At 46.2% G+C, this 20,734-nt stretch carries 21 protein-coding genes; 12 read left to right on the forward strand and 9 right to left on the reverse strand.

All coding sequences use genetic code 11. The annotated features are described in order from the left end of the window. Nucleotides 1-99: 99 nt before the first annotated feature. From ACLHG7_RS10300 to ftsW, 3 genes are all read left to right on the forward strand, one after another. Nucleotides 100-798, forward strand: coding sequence for a riboflavin synthase (locus ACLHG7_RS10300; RefSeq protein ID WP_410210943.1), 699 nt, complete (start codon nt 100-102; stop codon nt 796-798). Between the two features lie 50 nt (nt 799-848). Further along, on the forward strand, nt 849-2,222 hold the full coding sequence (murD, locus tag ACLHG7_RS10305) for a UDP-N-acetylmuramoyl-L-alanine--D-glutamate ligase (RefSeq protein WP_410210944.1): 1,374 nt from the start codon (nt 849-851) through the stop codon (nt 2,220-2,222). Nucleotides 2,223-2,330: 108 nt separating this feature from the next. Beyond that, nucleotides 2,331-3,551, forward strand: coding sequence for a putative lipid II flippase FtsW (gene ftsW / locus ACLHG7_RS10310; protein WP_410210945.1), 1,221 nt, complete (start codon nt 2,331-2,333; stop codon nt 3,549-3,551). A gap of 32 nt (nt 3,552-3,583) precedes the next feature. Here the strand turns inward: ftsW and gluQRS are convergent, their stop codons facing one another. The 4 genes from gluQRS to cpdA form a co-directional block, all read right to left on the reverse strand. Then, nucleotides 3,584-4,474 carry a tRNA glutamyl-Q(34) synthetase GluQRS gene (gene gluQRS / locus ACLHG7_RS10315; protein WP_410210946.1) on the reverse strand — a complete coding sequence of 297 codons (891 nt, stop codon included), beginning with the start codon at nt 4,472-4,474 and terminating at the stop codon, nt 3,584-3,586. Between the two features lie 28 nt (nt 4,475-4,502). After that, complete coding sequence (dksA, locus tag ACLHG7_RS10320; protein ID WP_410210947.1) at nt 4,503-5,000, reverse strand: RNA polymerase-binding protein DksA; 498 nt, start codon at nt 4,998-5,000, stop codon at nt 4,503-4,505. Nucleotide 5,001: 1 nt separating this feature from the next. Continuing rightward, the gene (locus ACLHG7_RS10325) at nt 5,002-5,190 is read right to left on the reverse strand and encodes a hypothetical protein (RefSeq protein ID WP_410210948.1); all 189 of its coding nucleotides are present in this window, start codon (nt 5,188-5,190) and stop codon (nt 5,002-5,004) included. Nucleotides 5,191-5,517: 327 nt separating this feature from the next. Next, complete coding sequence (gene cpdA, locus ACLHG7_RS10330) at nt 5,518-6,387, reverse strand: 3',5'-cyclic-AMP phosphodiesterase (protein WP_410210949.1); 870 nt, start codon at nt 6,385-6,387, stop codon at nt 5,518-5,520. A gap of 608 nt (nt 6,388-6,995) precedes the next feature. On the opposite strand from cpdA, the gene ACLHG7_RS10335 reads away from it, so the two are divergent. The 4 genes from ACLHG7_RS10335 (at nt 6,996) to ACLHG7_RS10350 (ending at nt 12,590) form a co-directional block, all read left to right on the forward strand. After that, entirely contained in the window at nt 6,996-7,895 is a 900-nt protein-coding gene (locus ACLHG7_RS10335) for a TorF family putative porin (RefSeq protein ID WP_114897939.1), read from the forward strand. Between the two features lie 199 nt (nt 7,896-8,094). Further along, the gene (locus ACLHG7_RS10340) at nt 8,095-8,976 is read left to right on the forward strand and encodes an urease accessory protein UreD (protein ID WP_410210950.1); all 882 of its coding nucleotides are present in this window, start codon (nt 8,095-8,097) and stop codon (nt 8,974-8,976) included. Nucleotides 8,977-9,119: 143 nt separating this feature from the next. Continuing rightward, complete coding sequence (locus ACLHG7_RS10345; RefSeq protein WP_410210951.1) at nt 9,120-11,480, forward strand: YgiQ family radical SAM protein; 2,361 nt, start codon at nt 9,120-9,122, stop codon at nt 11,478-11,480. 162 nt (nt 11,481-11,642) lie between these two features. Continuing rightward, nucleotides 11,643-12,590: a D-hexose-6-phosphate mutarotase gene (locus ACLHG7_RS10350; RefSeq protein WP_410210952.1), complete on the forward strand. Its 948-nt coding sequence runs from the start codon at nt 11,643-11,645 to the stop codon at nt 12,588-12,590. A 17-nt stretch (nt 12,591-12,607) separates the two neighbouring features. Here ACLHG7_RS10350 and ybaK read toward each other — a convergent pair whose 3' ends face one another. After that, nucleotides 12,608-13,081: a Cys-tRNA(Pro) deacylase gene (gene ybaK / locus ACLHG7_RS10355; RefSeq protein WP_410210953.1), complete on the reverse strand. Its 474-nt coding sequence runs from the start codon at nt 13,079-13,081 to the stop codon at nt 12,608-12,610. Between the two features lie 26 nt (nt 13,082-13,107). Then, nucleotides 13,108-13,713: a DNA-3-methyladenine glycosylase I gene (locus ACLHG7_RS10360; protein WP_410210954.1), complete on the reverse strand. Its 606-nt coding sequence runs from the start codon at nt 13,711-13,713 to the stop codon at nt 13,108-13,110. Nucleotides 13,714-13,819: 106 nt separating this feature from the next. On the opposite strand from ACLHG7_RS10360, the gene asd reads away from it, so the two are divergent. After that, entirely contained in the window at nt 13,820-14,662 is an 843-nt protein-coding gene (gene asd / locus ACLHG7_RS10365) for an archaetidylserine decarboxylase (protein WP_410210955.1), read from the forward strand. Between the two features lie 66 nt (nt 14,663-14,728). Here the strand turns inward: asd and ACLHG7_RS10370 are convergent, their stop codons facing one another. From ACLHG7_RS10370 to ACLHG7_RS10380, 3 genes are all read right to left on the reverse strand, one after another. Beyond that, the gene (locus tag ACLHG7_RS10370; RefSeq protein WP_410210956.1) at nt 14,729-15,205 is read right to left on the reverse strand and encodes an SRPBCC family protein; all 477 of its coding nucleotides are present in this window, start codon (nt 15,203-15,205) and stop codon (nt 14,729-14,731) included. Between the two features lie 178 nt (nt 15,206-15,383). Then, the gene (locus ACLHG7_RS10375) at nt 15,384-16,316 is read right to left on the reverse strand and encodes a GyrI-like domain-containing protein (RefSeq protein WP_410210957.1); all 933 of its coding nucleotides are present in this window, start codon (nt 16,314-16,316) and stop codon (nt 15,384-15,386) included. Between the two features lie 11 nt (nt 16,317-16,327). Continuing rightward, entirely contained in the window at nt 16,328-16,573 is a 246-nt protein-coding gene (locus ACLHG7_RS10380) for a hypothetical protein (protein WP_410210958.1), read from the reverse strand. 100 nt (nt 16,574-16,673) lie between these two features. On the opposite strand from ACLHG7_RS10380, the gene ACLHG7_RS10385 reads away from it, so the two are divergent. From ACLHG7_RS10385 to ACLHG7_RS10400, 4 genes are all read left to right on the forward strand, one after another. After that, a complete protein-coding gene (locus ACLHG7_RS10385) occupies nt 16,674-17,141 on the forward strand; it encodes a GNAT family N-acetyltransferase (protein ID WP_410210959.1) in 468 nt (155 codons plus the stop codon). Between the two features lie 101 nt (nt 17,142-17,242). Beyond that, nucleotides 17,243-17,668 carry a hypothetical protein gene (locus ACLHG7_RS10390; RefSeq protein WP_410210960.1) on the forward strand — a complete coding sequence of 142 codons (426 nt, stop codon included), beginning with the start codon at nt 17,243-17,245 and terminating at the stop codon, nt 17,666-17,668. 88 nt (nt 17,669-17,756) lie between these two features. After that, complete coding sequence (gene recJ, locus ACLHG7_RS10395) at nt 17,757-19,487, forward strand: single-stranded-DNA-specific exonuclease RecJ (RefSeq protein ID WP_410210961.1); 1,731 nt, start codon at nt 17,757-17,759, stop codon at nt 19,485-19,487. Nucleotides 19,488-19,542: 55 nt separating this feature from the next. Further along, nucleotides 19,543-20,676, forward strand: coding sequence for an HPP family protein (locus ACLHG7_RS10400; RefSeq protein WP_410210962.1), 1,134 nt, complete (start codon nt 19,543-19,545; stop codon nt 20,674-20,676). Nucleotides 20,677-20,734: the final 58 nt, after the last annotated feature.

Here is a 20,734-nt window from a genome sequence, read left to right on the forward strand (position 1 = left end):
GGATTTTATGTAAAGTCTCAGTGTCGCTGATGTTGGTTTTGGTATGTAACTTACAATATTTCAGATAATAAATTTTGAAATCAATTGCTTAGGAAGAATATGTTTACTGGAATTATTGAGTCTGTTGGTCTTGTTCGTGCGATTACCCCACAAGGGGGGGATGTTCGTGTGACCATTCAGACGGCAAATAGTCAGAAAAGTGCAGGATTGTCGATGGGTGATGTACACCTTGGCGACTCGATTGCAACCAATGGCATTTGTTTGACCGTCATTGATATGGCTGCAGACTATTTCGTGGCCGATGTTTCTAGTGAAACATTAAGACGTACAACACTTGGGCAATGGAAAACTGGGACACAGGTTAATTTAGAAAAAGCACTCTTACCAACGACACGTCTCGGTGGTCATTTGGTCAGCGGTCATGTGGATGGCTTGGGGGAAGTTATTGTTCATCGTCAAGATGCGCGATCCCTGTATTACGAAGTGCGTGCGCCACGTGAATTGGCGCGCTATCTGGCTGAAAAAGGCTCGATTACGGTCGATGGGATTAGTTTGACCATTAACCATTTAAATGGTGCCGTTTTAAGCCTAAACCTTGTCCCACATACCGCAAAGCATACCAATATTGATGACTGGAAAGTCGGTAGTCTGGTCAATTTAGAAGTGGATGTGCTGGCACGTTACTTAGAGCGTTTGATGCTTGGTGATCGTGCAGCCGATACAGGGAGTCCCTCTGAATCTAGACACGGTGTGACACTTGCACTGCTAGAGGAAAATGGTTTTTTAAATCGTCGCTAAAAGTAATATTAAGCATCAAAACAGATATCACATCATATGAGGAGCGCGGCATGCTAATACAGCGCGGCGGATTAAAGGTTGTTGCAGGCTTGGGAAAAACAGGTGTATCAGTCGTGCGCTACCTAGTCGACCAAGGCTATAAAGTTGCAGTGACGGATACGCGTATTGATCCTCCAGGATTGGCTGATTTGCCTGCAAATATCGCTTGTCATTTGGGCGGGCTTGATGCTGAGTTACTCTGCCGTGCAGATGAAATCATCATCAGTCCGGGTCTTGCTCTGTCTGAACCCGCCGTCCAATCTGCACTTGCCGCCGGTGTTTCAGTCATTGGTGATATTCAATTATTACGCCGTGCGACGAAGACGCCGATTGTCGCGATTACGGGCTCAAATGCTAAAAGTACGGTCACGACCTTGGTCGGTGAAATGGCGGCGAACGCTGGCGTACGTGTTGCTGTAGGTGGTAATTTGGGCAAACCTTCGTTAGAACTGCTGGAAAATGATCCGCAACTGATTGTGTTAGAGCTTTCCAGCTTTCAGTTAGAAACAACGACGAATCTTGCAGCCGCAGTGGCCGTGGTCTTGAACTTAAGTGAAGATCATATGGATCGTCATGGCGATATGCTGGGCTATCACACTGCTAAGCATCGTATTTTTCAACAATGCGAACGCTATGTGATTAATAGGGATGATGCCCTAACACGCCCTTTGATTTCAGACAGTACACCGATGAGCAGTTTTGGTCTAAGTGCGCCGGATATGAATGATTTTGGTGTACTGCGCGACTTGGATGGCACCTTGTGGCTTGCAAAAGGGCGTAATCGTTTATTGGCGGCTTCTGAAATGAAAATTCAGGGAAGTCATAATGTAGCTAATGCCTTGGCGGCGCTGGCATTGGGTGAGGCTGTAGGTTTACCGATGGCATCTATGTTGGATACACTTAAAACATTTGCAGGGTTGGCGCATCGTTGTCAGTTTGTGGCAGAGCAGAACGGTGTGCGTTTCTATAATGACTCTAAAGGGACGAATGTCGGTGCAACACTGGCGGCCATTGAAGGTTTAGGCGCGTCTCTTGCCTCAGTGCATTCTGATCAACCGAGTCATAAGCTGGCCGTTATTCTAGGGGGCGTGGGCAAGGGACAGGATTTTAAGCCGTTGGCGACCTCCTTGGCTCATTTTGCACGCGCTGTCGTGGTGATTGGTGAAGATGCCGCAGTAATTGAGGCGGCGCTGCAACCGGTACTCTTTGATCACCAAGTACCGCTCATTCATGTGACATCATTGGCCGAAGCGGTGGCGCATTGCCGCGAGGTAAGTCAGGCGGGTGATGCCGTATTGTTATCACCTGCCTGTGCAAGTTTTGATATGTTTTTGAATTATGAAGATCGTGGTCGCCAATTTGAACAACTTGTTCTCGCAGGTTGATGCTCATCCAAAGACATTAATCAAAGATGAATTGAATGTGGTGCGGTCAGTTGCGCATCATGCATATCAGTTTGGCGCAATTGCTATACAACAATAGGTACCAGAGACATGGCTTTAGAATCAACGAACAGTGTGAAATCTAAACTGCATACTTTTTGGCAACGTCTCACCAGTTTACCGTCACTTGCGGATGAGCTGACGGCCAGACGCTTGCTGATATTCAGTATTGTGGCATTGTTGTGTATCGGAACAACGATGATTGGCTCCGCATCGATTCCGTATGGGGACTATAAATATCATCAGCCGCTGTACTTTATTACACGTCATTTGATTTATCTGTTTATCGGTGTTTTCGCAGTTTTCCTCACCATGAAGGTTCCGCTCAAGGCATGGTTTGCGCAGACTTTTTTATTGTGGTTCATCGTATTGATTCTGCTGATCATGGTTCTGCTTCCGGGGATTGGTGCTGACGTTAACGGCTCTAAGCGCTGGATTCGTTTAATGGGTTTCACGTTTCAGCCCTCTGAGTTTGCTAAATTTGTCATGGTATTGTTTACCGCCGATTACGTGGTACGCCGCGAAGATGAAATTCGTTTTAGTTGGTCGGGGTTCTTCCGGCTACTGGGACCGATGGTATCCGTGTTGTTCATGTTACTGCTTGAACCGGATCTTGGGGCGAGTGTCGTGGTCGTCGCCAGTATGATGGCCGTGTTCTTCTTGGCGGGCGCACCGATACGTCAATTTGGCGTACTGTTAACAGGGGCCTTAATCGCTTTAGTTGCGGCGATTGTTTTTGAACCGTATCGATTGCGCCGTCTCACTTCTTTCGCCAACCCTTGGGATGATGAACTGGGTGCAGATTATCAGCTCAAACAGAGTTTGATTGCCTTTGGTCGTGGTGAAATAACCGGAACGGGTTTAGGGCATAGTGTCCAAAAGCTGTCCTATTTACCCGAGGCGCACACCGACTTCTTGCTGGCGATTATCGGCGAAGAACTGGGCTTTGTGGGTATTGCTTGCTTATTCTCCTTACTTTTCATCATGGTGATTTCCTGTATGCGCATTGGTCATCGGGCGTTGGTGAATCAACATGCATCAGCAGGCTATCTGGCTTATGGGATTTCGGTGATCTTCCTGCTGCAGATTTTGGTGAATGGCGGGATGAATATGGGGCTTCTACCAACCAAAGGTCTGACTTTACCTTTCATTAGTTATGGTGGAACGTCGCTGATTATGTCGTTGATGATGGTGGGTGTGTTATTGCGGATTGATCAAGAGACGCAAAAACCAAAACCGCGCAGTGCAAGAGATGCATATTTGGGTGGTTAGTGGGTCGATGGATGAATTGAAAGAGTAATCGACTAAAACTGACCATCTAACTGCGTTTGCCTTGCAATGCGGTTGATATCCCAGCTTGTAATCGCTTGCCGTAAAAAATGTTCTGGACTACTGGCATAGATAACGTCTTGCCCTAATGCCACGAATGCAGCCTGTAGATTTTCTACAGGCTTTTTGACATCTAAGGGGAGTGCCCGATTTTGCTTCGACAGCTTTTGTCCTTGAGCATTCATTGCTAACGGAATATGGGTATAAATAGGTTCAATGATCGGCTCGGATGTCGTTGCACGTAGACACTGGCGTAACCAAATCTGACGAACCGTGTTATCCAGTAGATCCGCGCCACGGACGATATGGGTGACGCCTTGCAGATGGTCATCCACGACAACGGCGAGTTGATAGCTGATGATGCCATCGCGGCGTCTTAACACAAAATCACCTGTGCTTTTGCTCAAATTTTCACAGACTTGACCTTGCAGTTGATCTTGAAAGCAGAGGATGTCATCCGATACCCGTAAGCGCACTGCATTGCCTGTCAACGAGAGCTTTTTACCACGGCAAGTGTTGGGATAAGCGGCATATCCCGTCAGTTGTTTACGACTGCATGCACAGCCATAGAGGTCGCCTTGGGCGGCAAGATCATCCAGAATCTGGTTGTACAGGTCGATGCGATCTTGTTGACGTGAGATAGGTTCATCCGCAATGAACCCATAGGTTTCGAGCTGAGCTAATATCTCTGCTTCGGCACCGGGTTGATTGCGAGGAAGATCGGTATCTTCGATTCTGACTAGCCAGCGTCCTTGATGTACCCGAGCTTCACACCAACTGGCCAGAGCTGTGACGAGGGAGCCAAAATGCAACGGGCCGGTTGGCGATGGCGCAAACCGACCCGTATAACGAGGAACTTCAGACAATGAGGTAACTCACAGCAATATGACGGGATTAGCCGTTATTTTGCTTTTCTTTAATCTCGGCCAGTGTTTTACAATCGATACATTGCGTTGCGGTAGGACGTGCTTCAAGACGGCGTAGACCGATCTCAATACCACAAGTTTCGCAATAGCCGTAATCTTCGTCTTCAATATTTTTAATCGATTTTTCGATCTTACGGATCAGTTTGCGTTCACGGTCACGGGTACGCAATTCAATGGCGAACTCTTCTTCTTGCGTCGCGCGATCGTTAACATCAGCCATGGTGCTTGATTCATCTTGCATATGACTCATCGTGCGATCCACTTCTTGCATCAGTTCTGCGCGCCATGCGGTCAGAATGCGCTTGAAATGATCCAACTGACCTTCTGACATGTATTCTTCACCGTCAGTCAGAACGTATGGATCAATGCCATATAAGCTCGCTGCTGTGCCCGCAAGTGCAGTCGTAGCAGACTTTGCTTTTGATTTTACGGCGTTTTTACGTGGTGATTTAATAGAGTCTGTCATATCATGGATTACCGTTGCTGGTGTTGCTTCTAAGACGACGACTATGTGCACCGTCATCATGTGCGATATTTGATAAATTACGAGCGGATCGGTTTTGAGCGATATAAGCGAGATCCGTTAGCGACAATAGTAAGCTCGCCTCATTTTCTTGCAGCGTTGAACACTCTGCTTTTCTTGTGGTCATCGTCATTCGCTAAAGTCCTTATGAACTATATCAACTCGTATGATCTATCAGAATTGTTAAATTAGCATGGCACTGTATCGACTAATAACATCACTTTATCGTGAAGGGAAGTCAAAACCTCCTTAATATCAGTCTTGTTGCGGCTTTATACAAAAGCAGGCGAACAACAGTTGAATAACCTTAGAAAGGTTCGCAGTAATGTTTTGATCGAAGAACTCTCGATAAAAAGCATTTTACGATCCATTTTCAGCGCGTCTTTTATCATGGTTTATTGGCGCTGGCAAGTGATTCTATACAATACAGCATTCTTTATACAAAAAAAGCGCTAAGGGCTTAATAGCCTTGCGAGTTAAAATCAACGCCTGCCGGTAGTTTTTCCAATCTGGAAACACCTGTCTCAATTTTGCCATTTGCATATAAATTAAACCAGCGATAACCCGGTGGTAATTTGTCGATCGTGAAAGCGTCACTTTGGGGTTTAAACTGGATGCAAGTCGAAGGGCAGGCTAAGACTTTAACCGATCCGCGTTTTGCCTCAAACTCCTGATGGACATGCCCATGAATGACTAACGAGACTTGCGGAGCATCGTCAATGATTGCCCAAAAGGCTTGAGCGTTCAGGAGTCCTGATTCATCCAGCCATGTTGAGTTCACATTTAGGGGGTGGTGGTGTAGAGCAATAATGACATGTCGATCTGGATAGTGAGCCAGAGTCGTTTTCAGCCAATTTAATTCTTGAGTGGTAAATTGACCTGAGATCTCATGATCTTTTGCAGAATTGAGCATCAAGATGACCCAATGCGTTCCCAGTTCTACGATATTGATGTTGCTACACTCTGTACTGTCTTTTAACAGTTCTCCTAGATCATGATTGCCTTGTAACCAGACACAGGGGCGATTAAGCGTAGCCATAACGTCTAAGAAGCGTTTATAAGTTGCTTGTGCGGGAGACTGTGCGGTATCTCCCGTTGTTAAAAAGAGCTCAACATCCTTAGAGAAACGAGTATTTGAGTGATCGGGGGAGAATTCTTGTTGAAACTGTTCTTTCTTGATTAAAGAGATTACGGCTTGAAAACTATCTTCGGTGTTCATCCCGAGTAGTTTGGCGGAGGTATCTTCAAATAAATGGGTATCTGAAATCTGGACGACACGAATCGGTTTTGATGGATCTGCTATGGAGATGGACAAAACGCCGGCATTCAAGTGGGTATCTCCATCAATTGGCTTTTTAGTGTCCCAATCAAGTTGTATTAAGGGCGAAACGATCGAATATTCACTTTTTATTAAGCGTTTTAATTGAAGGAAATCGCTTGTGTTAGGTTGTTTAATGATACATGAGATTCATATTTTTTCTAGGGTTGTTTGTCTCGTGACAGCGGAAAAAGGCAAAAAAAGGCAGTAAAAAGAGAGCTTAAAATCGTTTTTTAATTTACGCACCAAACTGGTGCTTATTGTGATTTTAATTGGTGCGTTATTTGAGCATTCACGATTTATATAAATATAACGTTAAGTCGGTAATAGGGTGATCTGCGTCACTTATTGGCTTTATTTGTTCAAAAGCGTCTTTACATCCTCTTTACAGTCGTATGTGTAAATTATATATAAAGATTATGTCGGTACAAAAACACCTGTTTTATGATAACCACGGTATCAATGTATAGGTGTTTTGTGAACTTGGCATGACATTTGTATTAATACTTTCGACTGTAATTAAAAGTCTCACGACTCTTAGGGTGCTTAGCAATAAGTTCAACTAAAGGTTTGGTGATATCCATAAATGATGAATTCGATGTTCTTGGGGAGCATGAAATATGAAAGTAGCAAACGTGAAGTCAGCAGCTTTGAAAGCTTTGGTATCTTCGATGATTCTGGTTGGGGGCGTGAGTCTTGTTCATGCTGAAGATGCTAATCCTGATACCGTTCTTGCGGGCACACCGTACGAAGGTACTCTGACAGGTAACATCAATGTGGTATCGAAGTACATTCTTCGTGGTATCACTCAGACTTATGGTCCAAAACTCGCAGATGGATCAAAAGGAACTGATGGTCCAGAAATGGATTCCCCTGCATTGCAAGGTGGTTTAGATTATGTATTGAAAAATGGTCTGTATGTTGGCTATTGGTTCTCTACACTGGGTTACAGCTATGCTGATTTGAATCCAGACCATACTGGCAAGCACTCACAAAATTCAACAGAAAGCGACATCTATGGTGGTTACACCGGTACTTTCGGTAATTCAGGCATTGGCTATACCGTTGGTGGTACTGTATACGTATATACCCCAGGTTGGGCATCAACTGGTTACGAAACCAAATTGGGCTTGAGCTATGGCGAAGTCAGTGTCACTGCACAGACACTATTGAATGACGTGACTTTTGGTAATACTGGTGATACCTACTACTTGGCAACTTGGACTCATGCATTGCCTAAGGACTTCACCTTCACAGGTCAGGTTGGCTTGTACACCTACGGTAAAAAAGGTGACTACATCAACAGTACTAAAGCTGATAAACCTGGCTTTAATCCTGCCTACCCAGATGGAAATCCAGATGCAAAAACATTTGCATTCCGTCACGTAACATTGGGTTTATCACACCCACTACCGATTAAAGGCGGTACATGGGGTCTGCAATACATCGTTGGTGGTGACAACCGCTTTGGTGTAAAACAAGACAATCAAATCGTTGGCTCATTGGGCTTAACATTCTAAGCATTTGCATAACTGCTTAGTTGAAAAGAACGCCACATTCTTGAAGGATCAAGTTGTGGCGTTTTTATTGGAAAATCTATTCCTGCTCAGTATCAATGATAGACATGCGTTAAAAGTCTGACCTAGAAATCATTATTTTAAATACACAATAACGCGTTAGACTTCAAAAAACCGTTTTGCAAACTGAAGGTGATTTTGTTTGAGCGCTTTACCCTCTCATCATGCCCATACGCCTTGGCAAGCCCGCTTAGAACTTGGATTCTCATCTCAAGTCGATTCTCATGTGCCTACCCGCACGGTGCTGCATCATCGTAAAAGCATTGGACCCCTTCGTGTCCAAAAAGCCCTCTGGCCAGAGAAAACAGGGGTTTGTCATGTGATTATGATTCATCCTCCAGCAGGCATTGCAGGGGGCGATGAGCTGCATATTGAGGTGGTTGTAGGTCAGCAAGCCCATGCCGTACTCACCACACCCGGTGCGGGCAAGTGGTATAAAAGCGATGGTCGATTAGCCAAACAAACGATTCATCTCGATGTCGAACACGATGGATTTTTGGAGTGGCTACCGCAAGAAATCATGTTGTTTGACCAAGCCATTGCACAGAGTCAAACGACGATCACTTTACACGATAGTGCTGCCTTTATCGGTTGGGATATTTTGGTCATTGGCCGCAAAGCACGAGATGAAAATTTTCTACATGGGCATTATTGCAGTCATTTGTCTCTGTTACGTCAGGGGAGATTATGTATTGATGATCGATTAATACTGAATGGAGGGGATCGTTGGCTAACCTCGCCGTTAGGACTAAACGGGCATTCCGTGAGTGGGATGATGTTAGCAGTCCCCCCGATTCATAGACGTGATGAGTCATTACTTGCTCAAGATGTTCAAGTGCTGCGTGATCTGATTATGATGATGCAAATGCCCCTTGTTGTCACCTTGCTGGATGGGGTATTGGTTGCGCGTTATTTAGGCATGGATGCCCGACAAGCGATGGATGGCTTTGCAGGAGTTCGCGCGAAACTGCGACGCCGATGGTTTGATTTGAGCGAAGAATTGCCTCGGATTTGGCGAACCTGATGTGATTTAAGAGGGCAATCGCTTGCTTTGAGTTTATCCAAGATGTCGTAAGAGAGCTCTTAATTCTCTCCTCATGAAACAGATTCATGCTAAAATGAGCGGTTTTCACTCAATTCGCTTATTTAGCTAGAAGCCTGCTTGCCATGTCTGCTCCCCATACCATTTCCGGTGCTACACCGAAGCCATTATTTGACTATGATAAACACTGGGCATCGTGCTTTGAGCCTGCGCCATTTTTGCCGATGAGTCGTGCAGAGATGGATTTACTTGGCTGGGATGCGTGCGACGTCATTATCATCAGTGGCGATGCCTATGTGGATCACCCGTCATTTGGTATGGCGATTATTGGGCGATTGCTTGAAGCGCAAGGTTTCCGTGTGGGGATCATCGCTCAGCCTGATTGGCATTCAGCCGAACCGTTTAAGGTATTAGGTAAACCTGTTTATTGTTTCGGTGTAACAGCTGGCAATATGGATTCGATGATCAATCGCTATACAGCAGATCGTAAAATTCGTTCTGATGATGCCTATTCACCGGGCAACGCACCTGATAAACGCCCTGATCGTGCATCGGTCGTGTACTCTCAGCGCTGTCGTGAGGCATATCCCGATGTCCCGATTATTTTGGGGGGGATTGAAGCCAGTTTACGTCGTATTGCTCACTATGATTATTGGCAGGATAAAGTTCGCCGCTCAATCATTACCGATGCGAAAGCCGATATTTTGCTCTATGGTAATGCAGAGCGCGCTATCGTAGATGTGGTTCATCGTTTGGCAAAAGGTGATACCGTAGATCAGATTACAGATTTGCGTGGTACCAGTTTTATTTTGAACGAAGCGCGTAAAGTTGCCAAAGCGGGCTATTTTGAAGTCGCAAGCAACGATGTCGATAATCCAGGTCGTGTCGATGCGATTATCAATCCTTATGTGATGACCGAAGACTTGCCAAGCTGTGATGTCGAGAAGTCGAATCCAAAGAATCAAGCGGCCAATCCTGCGTCATATGTCGGCTTTACTAAAGAAGTGGTTGCTAATCCGATCGTCAATGTTGAGATCGTGAATACGCGTACGGTCGATGAAGATACCCAGATTGTATCATTGCGGCCAAGCAGTACGATCAGTAAAGCCATTAAGCATCGTATGCCAGCACGTGACGTATCCGTCATCCGTTTACCCGATTACGATCAGGTCAAGGATGATCCCGTGCTGTATGCCCATGCTAATCGGATTTTGCATTTAGAGACCAATCCAGGTAATGCCCGTGCGATGGTTCAGCGTCATGGTGATCGCGATGTGTGGCTGAACGCGCCACCGATCCCACTATCGACTGAAGAAATGGACTACGTCTTTGATTTGCCATATGCCCGTATCCCACATCCTGCCTATGGTGATGCGCGTATTCCCGCGTACGATATGATCAAATTTTCGGTCAATATCATGCGTGGCTGCTTTGGCGGATGTACGTTCTGTTCGATTACAGAGCATGAAGGGCGGATTATTCAAAACCGTTCTGAAGAGTCGATTTTACGTGAAGTTGAGAGTATCCGCGATACAACCCCGGGTTTCACTGGTGTCATTTCGGATTTGGGTGGTCCAACGGCCAATATGTATCGTCTGGCGTGTAAAGACCCAGAGATTGAAAGGAATTGCCGTAAACCTTCCTGTGTTTATCCCGGGGTTTGCGATAATTTAAATACCGATCATAGTCATCTGACACAGCTCTATCGTAAAGCGCGTGATATTAAAGGGGTGAAGAAGATTCTGATCAGCTCAGGTCTGCGCTATGACTTAGCGGTATTGAATCCTGAATACGTCAAAGAGCTGGTGACACATCATGTCGGCGGTTACTTAAAAATTGCTCCTGAGCATACCGAAGGCGGCCCATTGTCGAAGATGATGAAGCCGGGGATAGGGGCTTATGATCGCTTCAAGCAACTGTTTGATCGTTTCAGCAAAGAAGCGGGTAAAGAGCAGTATCTGATTCCATATTTCATTGCGGCGCATCCGGGAACAACCGATCAGGACATGATGCATCTGGCATTGTGGCTCAAGAAAAATGGTTTCCGTGCGGATCAAGTTCAAACCTTCTATCCCTCACCGATGGCGACTGCCACAGCAATGTATCACAGTGCTAAGAATCCGCTACGTAAGGTCAGTCGTGGTAGCGAAACGGTTGATATCGTGAAGGGTGAAAAACGTCGTCGTTTGCACAAGGCTTTCTTGCGTTACCATGATCCAAACAACTGGCCGCTATTACGTGAAGCCCTGAAAAGTATGGGACGTGCCGACTTGATTGGAAATGCCAAACATCAATTGATCCCAACCAATCAACCATTGAATAAAGACAGCGGTGAATACAGTACTGCACGGAAGAAGAATTCTTCAGTTGCAGGGGATTCGCGGAAGCGTTCATCAACACCACCGCAACCGAAGAAAGGTCAAATTCTGACTCAGCATACGGGATTACCCCCGCGTGTCACTGGCGCAAAAAAGCAATCCAGTTAAGGATTGCTTTAGGTGGGTAAGTGAGAACTGGTTATCTATTTGCGATACATTTGTAAATGTCGCTTTGTGTAGGGCAATCTGGGATAGATTGAACCTATTGGTCTGATAGCATCAAGAAACGGATTATTTTAGCCGTATTTTGATGTATCAGAGGAGTCGACATTGGTCGTTACTATTTCACCACCCGAAAAGCTGGATAAAACTACGGTTGTCCGTGGACTCAGCTGTGAGTGGCGTGGTCAGACGACTGAATACGAAGGTCAGCCCGTCTTAGTCATTGAAAATAAGCATTGTCGTGCGGTGATTGCCTATCAAGGGGCACAAGTTCTTGAGTTTCAACGCCGTGGGCATGCACCGCTGCTTTGGTTATCTGAGGCTTCTAATTTTCTTCCTAAACGTGCAATTCGTGGAGGTATTCCTCTGTGTTTTCCATGGTTTGGTCAGCATCCGACCGATCCAAGCATTCTATCGCACGGCTTTGCACGTAATTTGCCATGGACCCTCTATCATGTCACAGAAGATGACTCGGGTCATGTCCTGACGTTTACTTTCCGTGATAATGAAGAAACCCGTGCTATCTGGCCGCATGCTTTCAATGCCATGCTGGAAATTCGCTTGGGCCAGTCATTGGAGTTGAAATTCTCCGTGGCAAACGTGGATAAAAAGCCTTTTGACTTCACCTTTGCTTTCCATAGCTATTTTGCAGTGGATCAGATTACCGAGACGAAGGTCGTTGGACTTGAGAACACCCCATTTCTTGATCAGCTTGCGCCTGAAAAGGGCTTTCATCAGCTTGAGCGCTTTCCTATTGAATTTCATGCGGAAACAGATCGCATTTATCAGCGTGCAACGGGCGAATATCAGATCGTCCAAGAGCACTCAAAACAACGTGCTTTAATTGATGCACCGGATTGTTCAAGTGCAATCGTTTGGAATCCGTGGATTGAAAAAACGGCCCGTTTAGGTGATATGGATAAAGACGCTTGGCAAAATATGCTGTGCGTCGAGTGTGGTAAAATTGGGGCTGAAGTGGTTACTTTAGGCGTGAGTAAGGTGGTGAGCTTTACCTTAACCCTTGCCAGCAGCTTTCCAGAGGAATCATTGATCTAAGATGCTGATTGATTGAACTAATGTTCATCAATCAAATCAGCAAATTGAGACCCATGTATTGCTCCCAATAAATCATTGGGTTTAAGCCCAAGATCAAGCCCACGTTTGCCGCCACTGACATAGATCGTATCAAGGACGCTTCCGCTGGCATCGATCGCCGTTTTCAGTCGTTTCTTTTGCCCAATCGGACTAATCCCGCCAACCAGATATCCTGTCACTCGCTCAGCTTCTTTAGGCTGAGCCATCCGTACTTTTTTAAGTCCAAAGGCATTCGCTGCTTTTTTGAGACTTAAGGTATGAGTAACAGGAATAATCGCCACAAAGAATTCTTTCTCATCGGTGATCAGTAAGGTTTTAAAGACGGACTGCATGGCAAGCCCCAGCTTTTCTGCCGCCTCTAAACCAAAATTTGTACAGGCTGGATCATGTTCATACTCATGAATTGAGTAGGCGATTTTTTGTTTCTTTAAGGTGTTACAGGCTGGAGTCATTCTGTTTTTCTACATTACGGATGAGCTTAAATGTTGCGCACATGACAGGATAGCTCGTGATCATTAACCATGCCGACAGACTGCATCATGGCGTAGCAAGTGGTTTCACCTACAAAGCGAAAGCCTGCTTTTTTAAGGGCTTTAGACATGGCGGAACTTGGGGCTGTTTTTGCTGGTGCTTCGCGAAAACTTGCCCACTCATTGACGATGGTTTTTCCCTCGACAAAACTCCATAACCAAGATGAAAAGTCTATCCCTTGCGCTTGCAGCACCAGATAAGCTTTTGCATTATCACGAATTGCAGACAGTTTACCGATATGGCGAATCAGACCTGAATCAGTCACCAATTCTGCCAGATCCTCATCTGTCAGTGCGGCCACTTTGACGGGGTCAAAGTCAAAGAAGCGTTTGCGATAGTGGGCACGTTTACGTAAAACGGTAATCCAGGAAAGCCCAGCTTGTTGGCCCTCTAGACAGATCTTCTCAAAGAGCTTCACTGGATCGTGCTGAGGACGGCCCCATTCGGTATCATGATAAGCCTGATAGAGCGGATCATTGCCACACCAACCACAACGCGATAGGGGCGTCGTTGCTGCGCTGGGTTGTACATCACTTATGGATGCTAAAGTCATCATTTTTTCCAGAATATGGATGGTTTTACGTATTTTGCAATTATACTGATGGCTCGGATCAATTTTCTATAATTTACCAAAAGCCCTCATAAGGATCAGTCCATCCATGTCAAAGCACAGTCCATTTATTCTTTTTCAACACCTTGTGCCGCAGCATGGTTTAAGCCGTTTAGTGGGCAGTCTAGCGGCAAGTAAAATTGGACTGGTCAAAAATACCTTTATCAAAACTTTCGCTAACCGTTATGACATTGATATGTCGATTGCGTTAGAAGAAAACCTGACGGCTTATGACAGCTTTAATGACTTCTTTACCCGGGCGCTAAAAGACGGTGTACGCGTGATTGATGCCACTCCCGATGCCATTGTCTCCCCAGCCGATGGTGCAATATCGCAATTGGGCAGGATTTCGGGCGATGATATTTTTCAGGCCAAAGGACAGTCATTTTCGGTTAAGCAGTTGATCGGTGATCAGACCTTGGCAGCGCCATTTTTAGGCGGTGAATTCGCAACGGTTTACCTCTCTCCTCGTGATTATCACCGTGTCCATATGCCATTTGCGGGTCGTTTGACGGATACCCTGTATATTCCAGGTGAACTGTTCTCGGTGAATGGCACCACTGCGCAGCACGTAGAAGGATTATTTGCACGTAATGAGCGGATGGTGTGTTTGTTTGATACTGCTGTGGGTCGTATGGCAGTGGTACTGGTGGGTGCCATGATCGTTGCAGGTATTGAGACGGTGGCGACGGGTAAAGCAAAACCAACGGGTCATATCGAGCATCAAAAGCATGATCTGAACTTGGCCAAAGGCGCTGAGCTGGGTCGTTTCTATCTGGGGTCGACTGCTGTGGTCTTGTTTGAGCCTAATCAAGTGAAATGGCTTGAGACGTTGACTGCGGATAGTACTGTTGTGATGGGCGGGAAGATGGGTGTATTAATAAATCATTAATAATAAAAAGTGATGACGTAGGCCGATTTTTTAGCCTACGTCAGTATAAAAAATAGTCTTTTAAAATTACAACTTTGCTGCCAAAGCCTCTAACTGATCTGCACATTTTCCCCAGCCTTCATGAAATCCCATTTGTTCATGGGTTTCGCGATCCGCCGCTGTCCAGTGAACGGCGCGCGCGGTGTATTTGGTTTGATTATTTCCTGCGTCTTCAAAGGTGACGATCGCGGTCATAAAAGGTTTTTCCGAAGGCTCCCATGCTTTGGTGTAAGCATCGGTAAACACTAAGCGTTCATTTTTAACGACTTCCAGATAAACACCGTGATTGGGAAATTCATCTCCTTCAGGACTGCGCATGACGACTAAGCTGGCACCACCTGCACGGACATCATTTTCCACATGTGATACGACCCACGGAGCAGGGCAAAACCATTGTTTTAAAAGCTCGGGCTCAACCCATGCACGATAGACATTTTCACGGGGCGCATTGAGGATTCGGGTCAGAACCAGTTCGCGATCAGAAGGGGGAGCTGAGGTCGTCATTTGGACATTCCATTGATAATGATGTTGCTCGATTATTTGGGAAAAAGATCAAAACGTCTGAGCTGTTTTTGTAAATTTTAAAGGCGATATCAGGCAGGTTTTTTCCACCGAGTAATAAGACCAACAACCCAAATACATTGGCGTATCCAGATTGTAAGTTTTCTACTCCAGTCCATTTTTACAGTGGGCACACGGGAATACATAAGTCGCATTCAAAAGTCCCTGTTGTCGGGTCATAAGATGCATCAAGAGGATAGTATTCAAAGCAGGGGCGAGCATCCAGTTGTAGTCCGCTGGAAGGCAACCAGTCTCTTAACAACGATGCCCAAGCCGCTTCAATTTGCGAACCATTCCCTTTGTATCGTAGCGCTGCATATTTTCCGCCAGCCAGCATAGTCTTAAATGCACCGCCAGTAACGACATAATCAACATCAACTTCTGCACAAGCATCATACCGACATTGCTCAGGGGCGGTAATGCTGGGGTCATCATGACTGATCCCATAACGAGCATGATTCATGAGGTTATTAGTGATCGCCCACGGCACATATACATCTTGCCAGAAGTGAGATATGGGTTCGCCATAAGCACCGAGATGACGAAGATAAGCGATGGTGACGGGTTCACGGTCGATCAGTTTAACGTTCATGATGCGTTCCTTCTCTGAGTGTGTAGAGACTTCATCATCGGTTAATCGTGTCGCTAACGTCTGACCGATCTTGCGATTCATCTGATCAGGATTGCTATATTCATTGCGAATCGTGTGTTGCTGTGTACGCCATGTGGTCGGCGCACAGCCGAAGTGACTTTTAAACGCACGAGTAAAGGCCTCGGCGGAACCAAAGCCAACGGATAGGGCGAGGTTCAGAATCCTAATATGTGGCTGTGCGGCAAGTCGCATGGCAGCCACTTCAACGCGTCGTCGACGCAGATAGTCGCCTAAAGTCTCACCCATCCATGCGGCAAAGAGACGATGGAAATGGTACGGAGAGAAGTAGGCAATTTCAGCGAGTTGGTGAAGATCAAGCGGTTGATCGAGTTTCTGGTCGATGTACTCCAGCACGCGATGCATGCGTTTTTCGTATTCAAGGCGGCTGGATGAGGATGTCATTTAAGCTTACTCTAGCTTAACGTCAAGAGACTTAAGGATCGACTCAATATTTGAGCGGTATCATATGGACCATCTACGCTGAGATCATGTTGAGGTTCATCAAACTTTACCCAATAATAGAAATCTTCTCCTTGCAGTGTTTCTACAAGTTCAGGCAGACCATTAATTGTACCTACAGAGTCGGAACTCCAGCCTGCTCTAGCAGAAACCAGAACTTTATCGCCTGATTGAAATTTTTGTTTAAGAACGATATCCATAGTGATTCTTTAATTTGATAATGATTATGGGTGGTGTTGACTTACTATTAGCTTTAATCAACGATACTACATTGCATGAGTTAAGAAAATCTCCTCGACTATGAACATTCGTCCCATCACCCCAAACGAATTTCAGCAAGCCGCCGAAATCGTCCGTATCTCCTTTGACCATCGTTCCGCACAAGATCAAGGCGAGGATGGACAACATATCTTCCGCGTCTTCTCCAGTGCAGAAGCCATTCAAAAGCGCTTTGACGAGGGATGTTTATCTCTGGTTGCAGAGAGGAAAGTCGGAGATGAGTGCCAATTAGTCGGTTTTATTCAAGTTAAACAAAATCATCTCCTCTTATTTTTTGTGTTGCCTGAGTTTCAAGGTCAAGGTATTGCTCGGGCTTTATTTAATGCCGCTGATCTCGCTCAGCCCATACTCACTGTGAACTCATCGCCTAATGCCGAAGCGATCTATGCACGGTTAGGTTTCGTTCTGAGTCACCCAGAACCTGAAAATAGTCCAATTCGTCACACTCCCATGAAACGAGTAGACATATCCGCAGTAGATAGTTGCTAAGTTTTGTTGGTATGGGTTTGTCTTGTGGTCAGACTTTGTCATAATCACGTATGCCTGTTTGGGCGCATGGATATGATGATTTTTGACGATTTGGGGGATATATGAAGCAGTTTGAGCAATTGAAGTGGGTTCGACAGGGATTCTTGGCGATAATCATGGTATCGATAGCGGCGCAAAGTCATGCGTTATCCGTACGCGAGCGCTATTTGCTGAATCATCCGGAAGCAAAAGCTGAAGCGAAGGCAGAGCCGTCCGCACAATCCATCAAATCGGGGCATCATAAAAACCATAGTGCTAAACATGCGGTCGTCGAGAAGGCTGCACCTGTTGCAAAGACCGCAAAACATCACAAATCTACTGCAAAAGTTGTCAAAGAAGTCGCGCCGAAACATCATGTGACTGCAAAGCACCACGCCGTGACGCACAAGCTCGTCGCAAAAGCTGAAACGGTAAAGCCAAAACACCATGTAAAAACACAAGCTGCTCAGCCTAAAGTCGTACACCACAGAAAGCATCATAAAGAATAACAAGCAACGCTACGCAAATTTGAGCGGTATGCGTAATTAACGCATTCGGTTGGTGCGTCATGCGGCGAAAGTTGTCATAATTTGCCGCATGACTCTATCTCTTATTTTAAAAAAACGCCCTTTACCCCCCATTCCGAGCAGCTTTATCACATTGCCGCAGGTTTTGGCACGTCTTTACGCCTCACGTGGCGTCCAACATATCGATGAACTTGAGCTGAAACTCTCACGACTTCTGCCTGCTCAGGGATTGCTCGGATTGGATTCTGCAATCACACAAATCAATGCTGCGATTGATGCCAAGCAGCGCATTTTGATTATCGGTGACTTTGACGCTGATGGTGCGACGAGTACGGCCTTGATGATGTTGGCTTTGGGAAAAATGGGCGCAGTTGTCGATTTCCTTGTACCTGATCGTTTTAAATATGGTTATGGACTGACTCCTGAAATTGTTGCGCTGGCATTGGCTGAATATACCCCTGACATGATTATTACTGTGGATAATGGGATATCGAGTCATGAAGGCGTAGCCGCAGCACAAGCCGCCAATGTCGCAGTCATCATTACGGATCATCACCTCACAACTAAAGTTGCGCCACCTGCTCAAGCGGTTGTGAATCCAAATCAACAAGGTTGTCATTTTGCTAGTAAGGCACTTGCAGGCGTTGGCGTCGCTTTTTATGTCTTAGCTGCATTGGCTACTTTGCGAAAATCTCAAGGCAAACCCACTGCTAAGCTGACAGATTGGTTGGATCTCGTTGCACTCGGGACGGTTGCTGATGTCGCACCCTTAGATGCCAATAATCGCATCTTGGTGTCGCAAGGACTGGTGCGGATTAAGAGCGGACAATGTCGTTTAGGTTTACTGGCGTTACTGGAGATTGCCAAGCGTGAACGTCGTAGTCTGACGGCGCAAGATTTAGGCTTTGTGCTTGGACCTCGTATCAATGCCGCAGGTCGGATGGATAGCATGCGTATAGGCATCGAGTGCTTACTTGCCGAAGACCCTGCGGTTGCAAGAGCGCTTGCAGAACAATTGGAAAAGCTCAATCAGACTCGACGTACCGTCGAGGCTGGGATGAAATCCGATGCTCTGGCATTGCTGGCTGAGCGTCCTTTGTTTGATGAGTCAGCGCAGCAAGCTGCCCCGCCAGCCATTGTGTTGTACGAGCCGAGTTGGCACCAAGGCGTGATTGGAATTGTTGCGGGACGTCTAAAAGAACAGTTTAATCGTCCGAGTATTGTGTTTGCACCCAGCGATGATACCGAGCGGATGATCAAAGGTTCCGCGCGTTCAATCGTCGGTGTGCATATCCGTGATGCCATTGAGCGTGTTGCAGAGTCGCATCCGGAATTGATTAGCCATTTTGGTGGTCATGCCATGGCTGCTGGTCTGACCTTGCCGGCTGAGAACTTTGCTGATTTTAGCCAGGCCTTTAATGCCGTCATTGCCGAGCATGATCCGAGCTTGTTTGAACCGGTGTTACTGACCGATGGTGAACTCTGTGCGGAGGATTTTTCCACGCAGCTTGCCCAGCAATTGATGGAAGGCGACCCGTGGGGACAGGCTTTCCCTGCACCAGTGTTTGAAGGCGAATTTGAAATCCTAGAGCAGCGTATCTTAAAAGAAAAACATCTTAAGCTCACTCTTCGTCATCCTCAGGGTGGAGGGTGGTTAGATGCGATTGCTTTTAATATCGATACCGATGCTTGGCCGAACGAATCTGCGCGGGTGCAAATGGCATATCAGCTCGATATCAATGAGTTTCGCGGTGAGCGGCGTTTGCAATTGAAAGTGTATTGGCTTACGCCTAAGGCTTGAAACTTGATATTCATCCAATGAGATCACCTAAAAATTTCACAAGGGCGGGTGGGTTTTGACTGAATTTTTAAATTGGTTGCGATCATTTGTCCCACCGCCTTTGACGGTATCTAAACGCGAAATTGTGTATAGCTGCCTAGGTGCATTGATAGGTTTGATGTTTGCAGAGTGGCTTAGTCGCTATATCTTGGGTGAGGTGAATGTCTGGTTTGTTGCCCCGATGGGTGCATCTGCTGTCTTGTTATTTGCCGTCCCTGCCAGTCCATTGGCTCAGCCGTGGTCGATTATCGGCGGTAATCTGGTTGCAAGCCTAGTCGGTGTGCTCTGTGTGCAGATATTGAGTGATAGGCTAGGGCTGAGTTTAGGGCTTACTGCTGCAATTGCTGTGGCTGCTGCCATCGGTGGGATGTTTGTTTTGCGCTGTCTGCATCCGCCTAGTGGCGCTGTGGCGATGACAGCGGTCATGGGTGGCCCTGCGATTCATGGACTGGGTTATCATTTTGTGATTTGGCCGGTATTGATTAACTCCCTATTCTTATTGTTACTGGCGCTTATCTTTAATAATGCATTGCGCCATCGCTATCCACATCGCGCGGTACAATCCGCCAAGACTCAAGATCCTCTGCCCAGCGAACGATTAGGATTTACCAGCCAGGATTTGGACCGTGCTTTGAACAGTTATGGTGAGCTTCTCGACATTAATAAAAATGATTTGTCCGAGTTAATCAATAAGGCCAAAGTGAGTTCGTTTCAGCGTCATTTCGGCGATGTGCGCTGTGCGGATATCATGTCGAGAGATGTCATCACGGTGCACACCACAACATTGCTGACCGAGGCGCTGACGACTTTGCGTGAGCGTGACATGATGGCGCTTCCTGTCATTGATGATCATGATAGGCTCGTTGGAATGTTGTCGATTCAGGATTTTCTTGTGCCGCGACGAGACGCCACCCACATCATTAACCCGCTTGAAGACCAATGGGCGAATGCCGTGATCGATATCATGTCGCATAGCGCGCCCACTGTAGAGGGCACTCAGCCCATTGGTGATTTGGTACAGTTCTTTTCAGATCAAGGGTTGCATTATGTGCTGATTGTCGATGAGGCGAAGCATATCCAAGGCATCATTACGCAGAGTGATTTAGTGGCTGCACTGCTAGAAGTGAAGTTAGCGGAGGCGATAGGTTAGATCCGTCGTCATGAGTAGAATAATGGCTCGCTTATCAAAAAAAACTCACCCAGCCTCA

Source organism: Aquirhabdus sp. (genome assembly GCF_046462495.1).
Lineage (GTDB): Bacteria > Pseudomonadota > Gammaproteobacteria > Pseudomonadales > Moraxellaceae > Aquirhabdus.

Bases quoted from the DNA above. Each gene is read 5' to 3' on its own strand.
- ACLHG7_RS10300 (WP_410210943.1), top strand. From the start codon at position 100: ATGTTTACTGGAATTATTGAGTCTGTTGGTCTTGTTCGTGCGATTACC.
- murD (WP_410210944.1), top strand. From the start codon at position 849: ATGCTAATACAGCGCGGCGGATTAAAGGTTGTTGCAGGCTTGGGAAAA.
- ftsW (WP_410210945.1), top strand. From the start codon at position 2,331: ATGGCTTTAGAATCAACGAACAGTGTGAAATCTAAACTGCATACTTTT.
- dksA (WP_410210947.1), bottom strand. From the start codon at position 5,000: ATGACAGACTCTATTAAATCACCACGTAAAAACGCCGTAAAATCAAAA.
- ACLHG7_RS10325 (WP_410210948.1), bottom strand. From the start codon at position 5,190: ATGACGATGACCACAAGAAAAGCAGAGTGTTCAACGCTGCAAGAAAAT.
- ACLHG7_RS10335 (WP_114897939.1), top strand. From the start codon at position 6,996: ATGAAAGTAGCAAACGTGAAGTCAGCAGCTTTGAAAGCTTTGGTATCT.
- ACLHG7_RS10345 (WP_410210951.1), top strand. From the start codon at position 9,120: ATGTCTGCTCCCCATACCATTTCCGGTGCTACACCGAAGCCATTATTT.
- ybaK (WP_410210953.1), bottom strand. From the start codon at position 13,081: ATGACTCCAGCCTGTAACACCTTAAAGAAACAAAAAATCGCCTACTCA.
- ACLHG7_RS10360 (WP_410210954.1), bottom strand. From the start codon at position 13,713: ATGACTTTAGCATCCATAAGTGATGTACAACCCAGCGCAGCAACGACG.
- asd (WP_410210955.1), top strand. From the start codon at position 13,820: ATGTCAAAGCACAGTCCATTTATTCTTTTTCAACACCTTGTGCCGCAG.
- ACLHG7_RS10370 (WP_410210956.1), bottom strand. From the start codon at position 15,205: ATGACGACCTCAGCTCCCCCTTCTGATCGCGAACTGGTTCTGACCCGA.
- ACLHG7_RS10375 (WP_410210957.1), bottom strand. From the start codon at position 16,316: ATGACATCCTCATCCAGCCGCCTTGAATACGAAAAACGCATGCATCGC.
- ACLHG7_RS10380 (WP_410210958.1), bottom strand. From the start codon at position 16,573: ATGGATATCGTTCTTAAACAAAAATTTCAATCAGGCGATAAAGTTCTG.
- ACLHG7_RS10385 (WP_410210959.1), top strand. From the start codon at position 16,674: ATGAACATTCGTCCCATCACCCCAAACGAATTTCAGCAAGCCGCCGAA.
- ACLHG7_RS10390 (WP_410210960.1), top strand. From the start codon at position 17,243: ATGAAGCAGTTTGAGCAATTGAAGTGGGTTCGACAGGGATTCTTGGCG.
- recJ (WP_410210961.1), top strand. From the start codon at position 17,757: ATGACTCTATCTCTTATTTTAAAAAAACGCCCTTTACCCCCCATTCCG.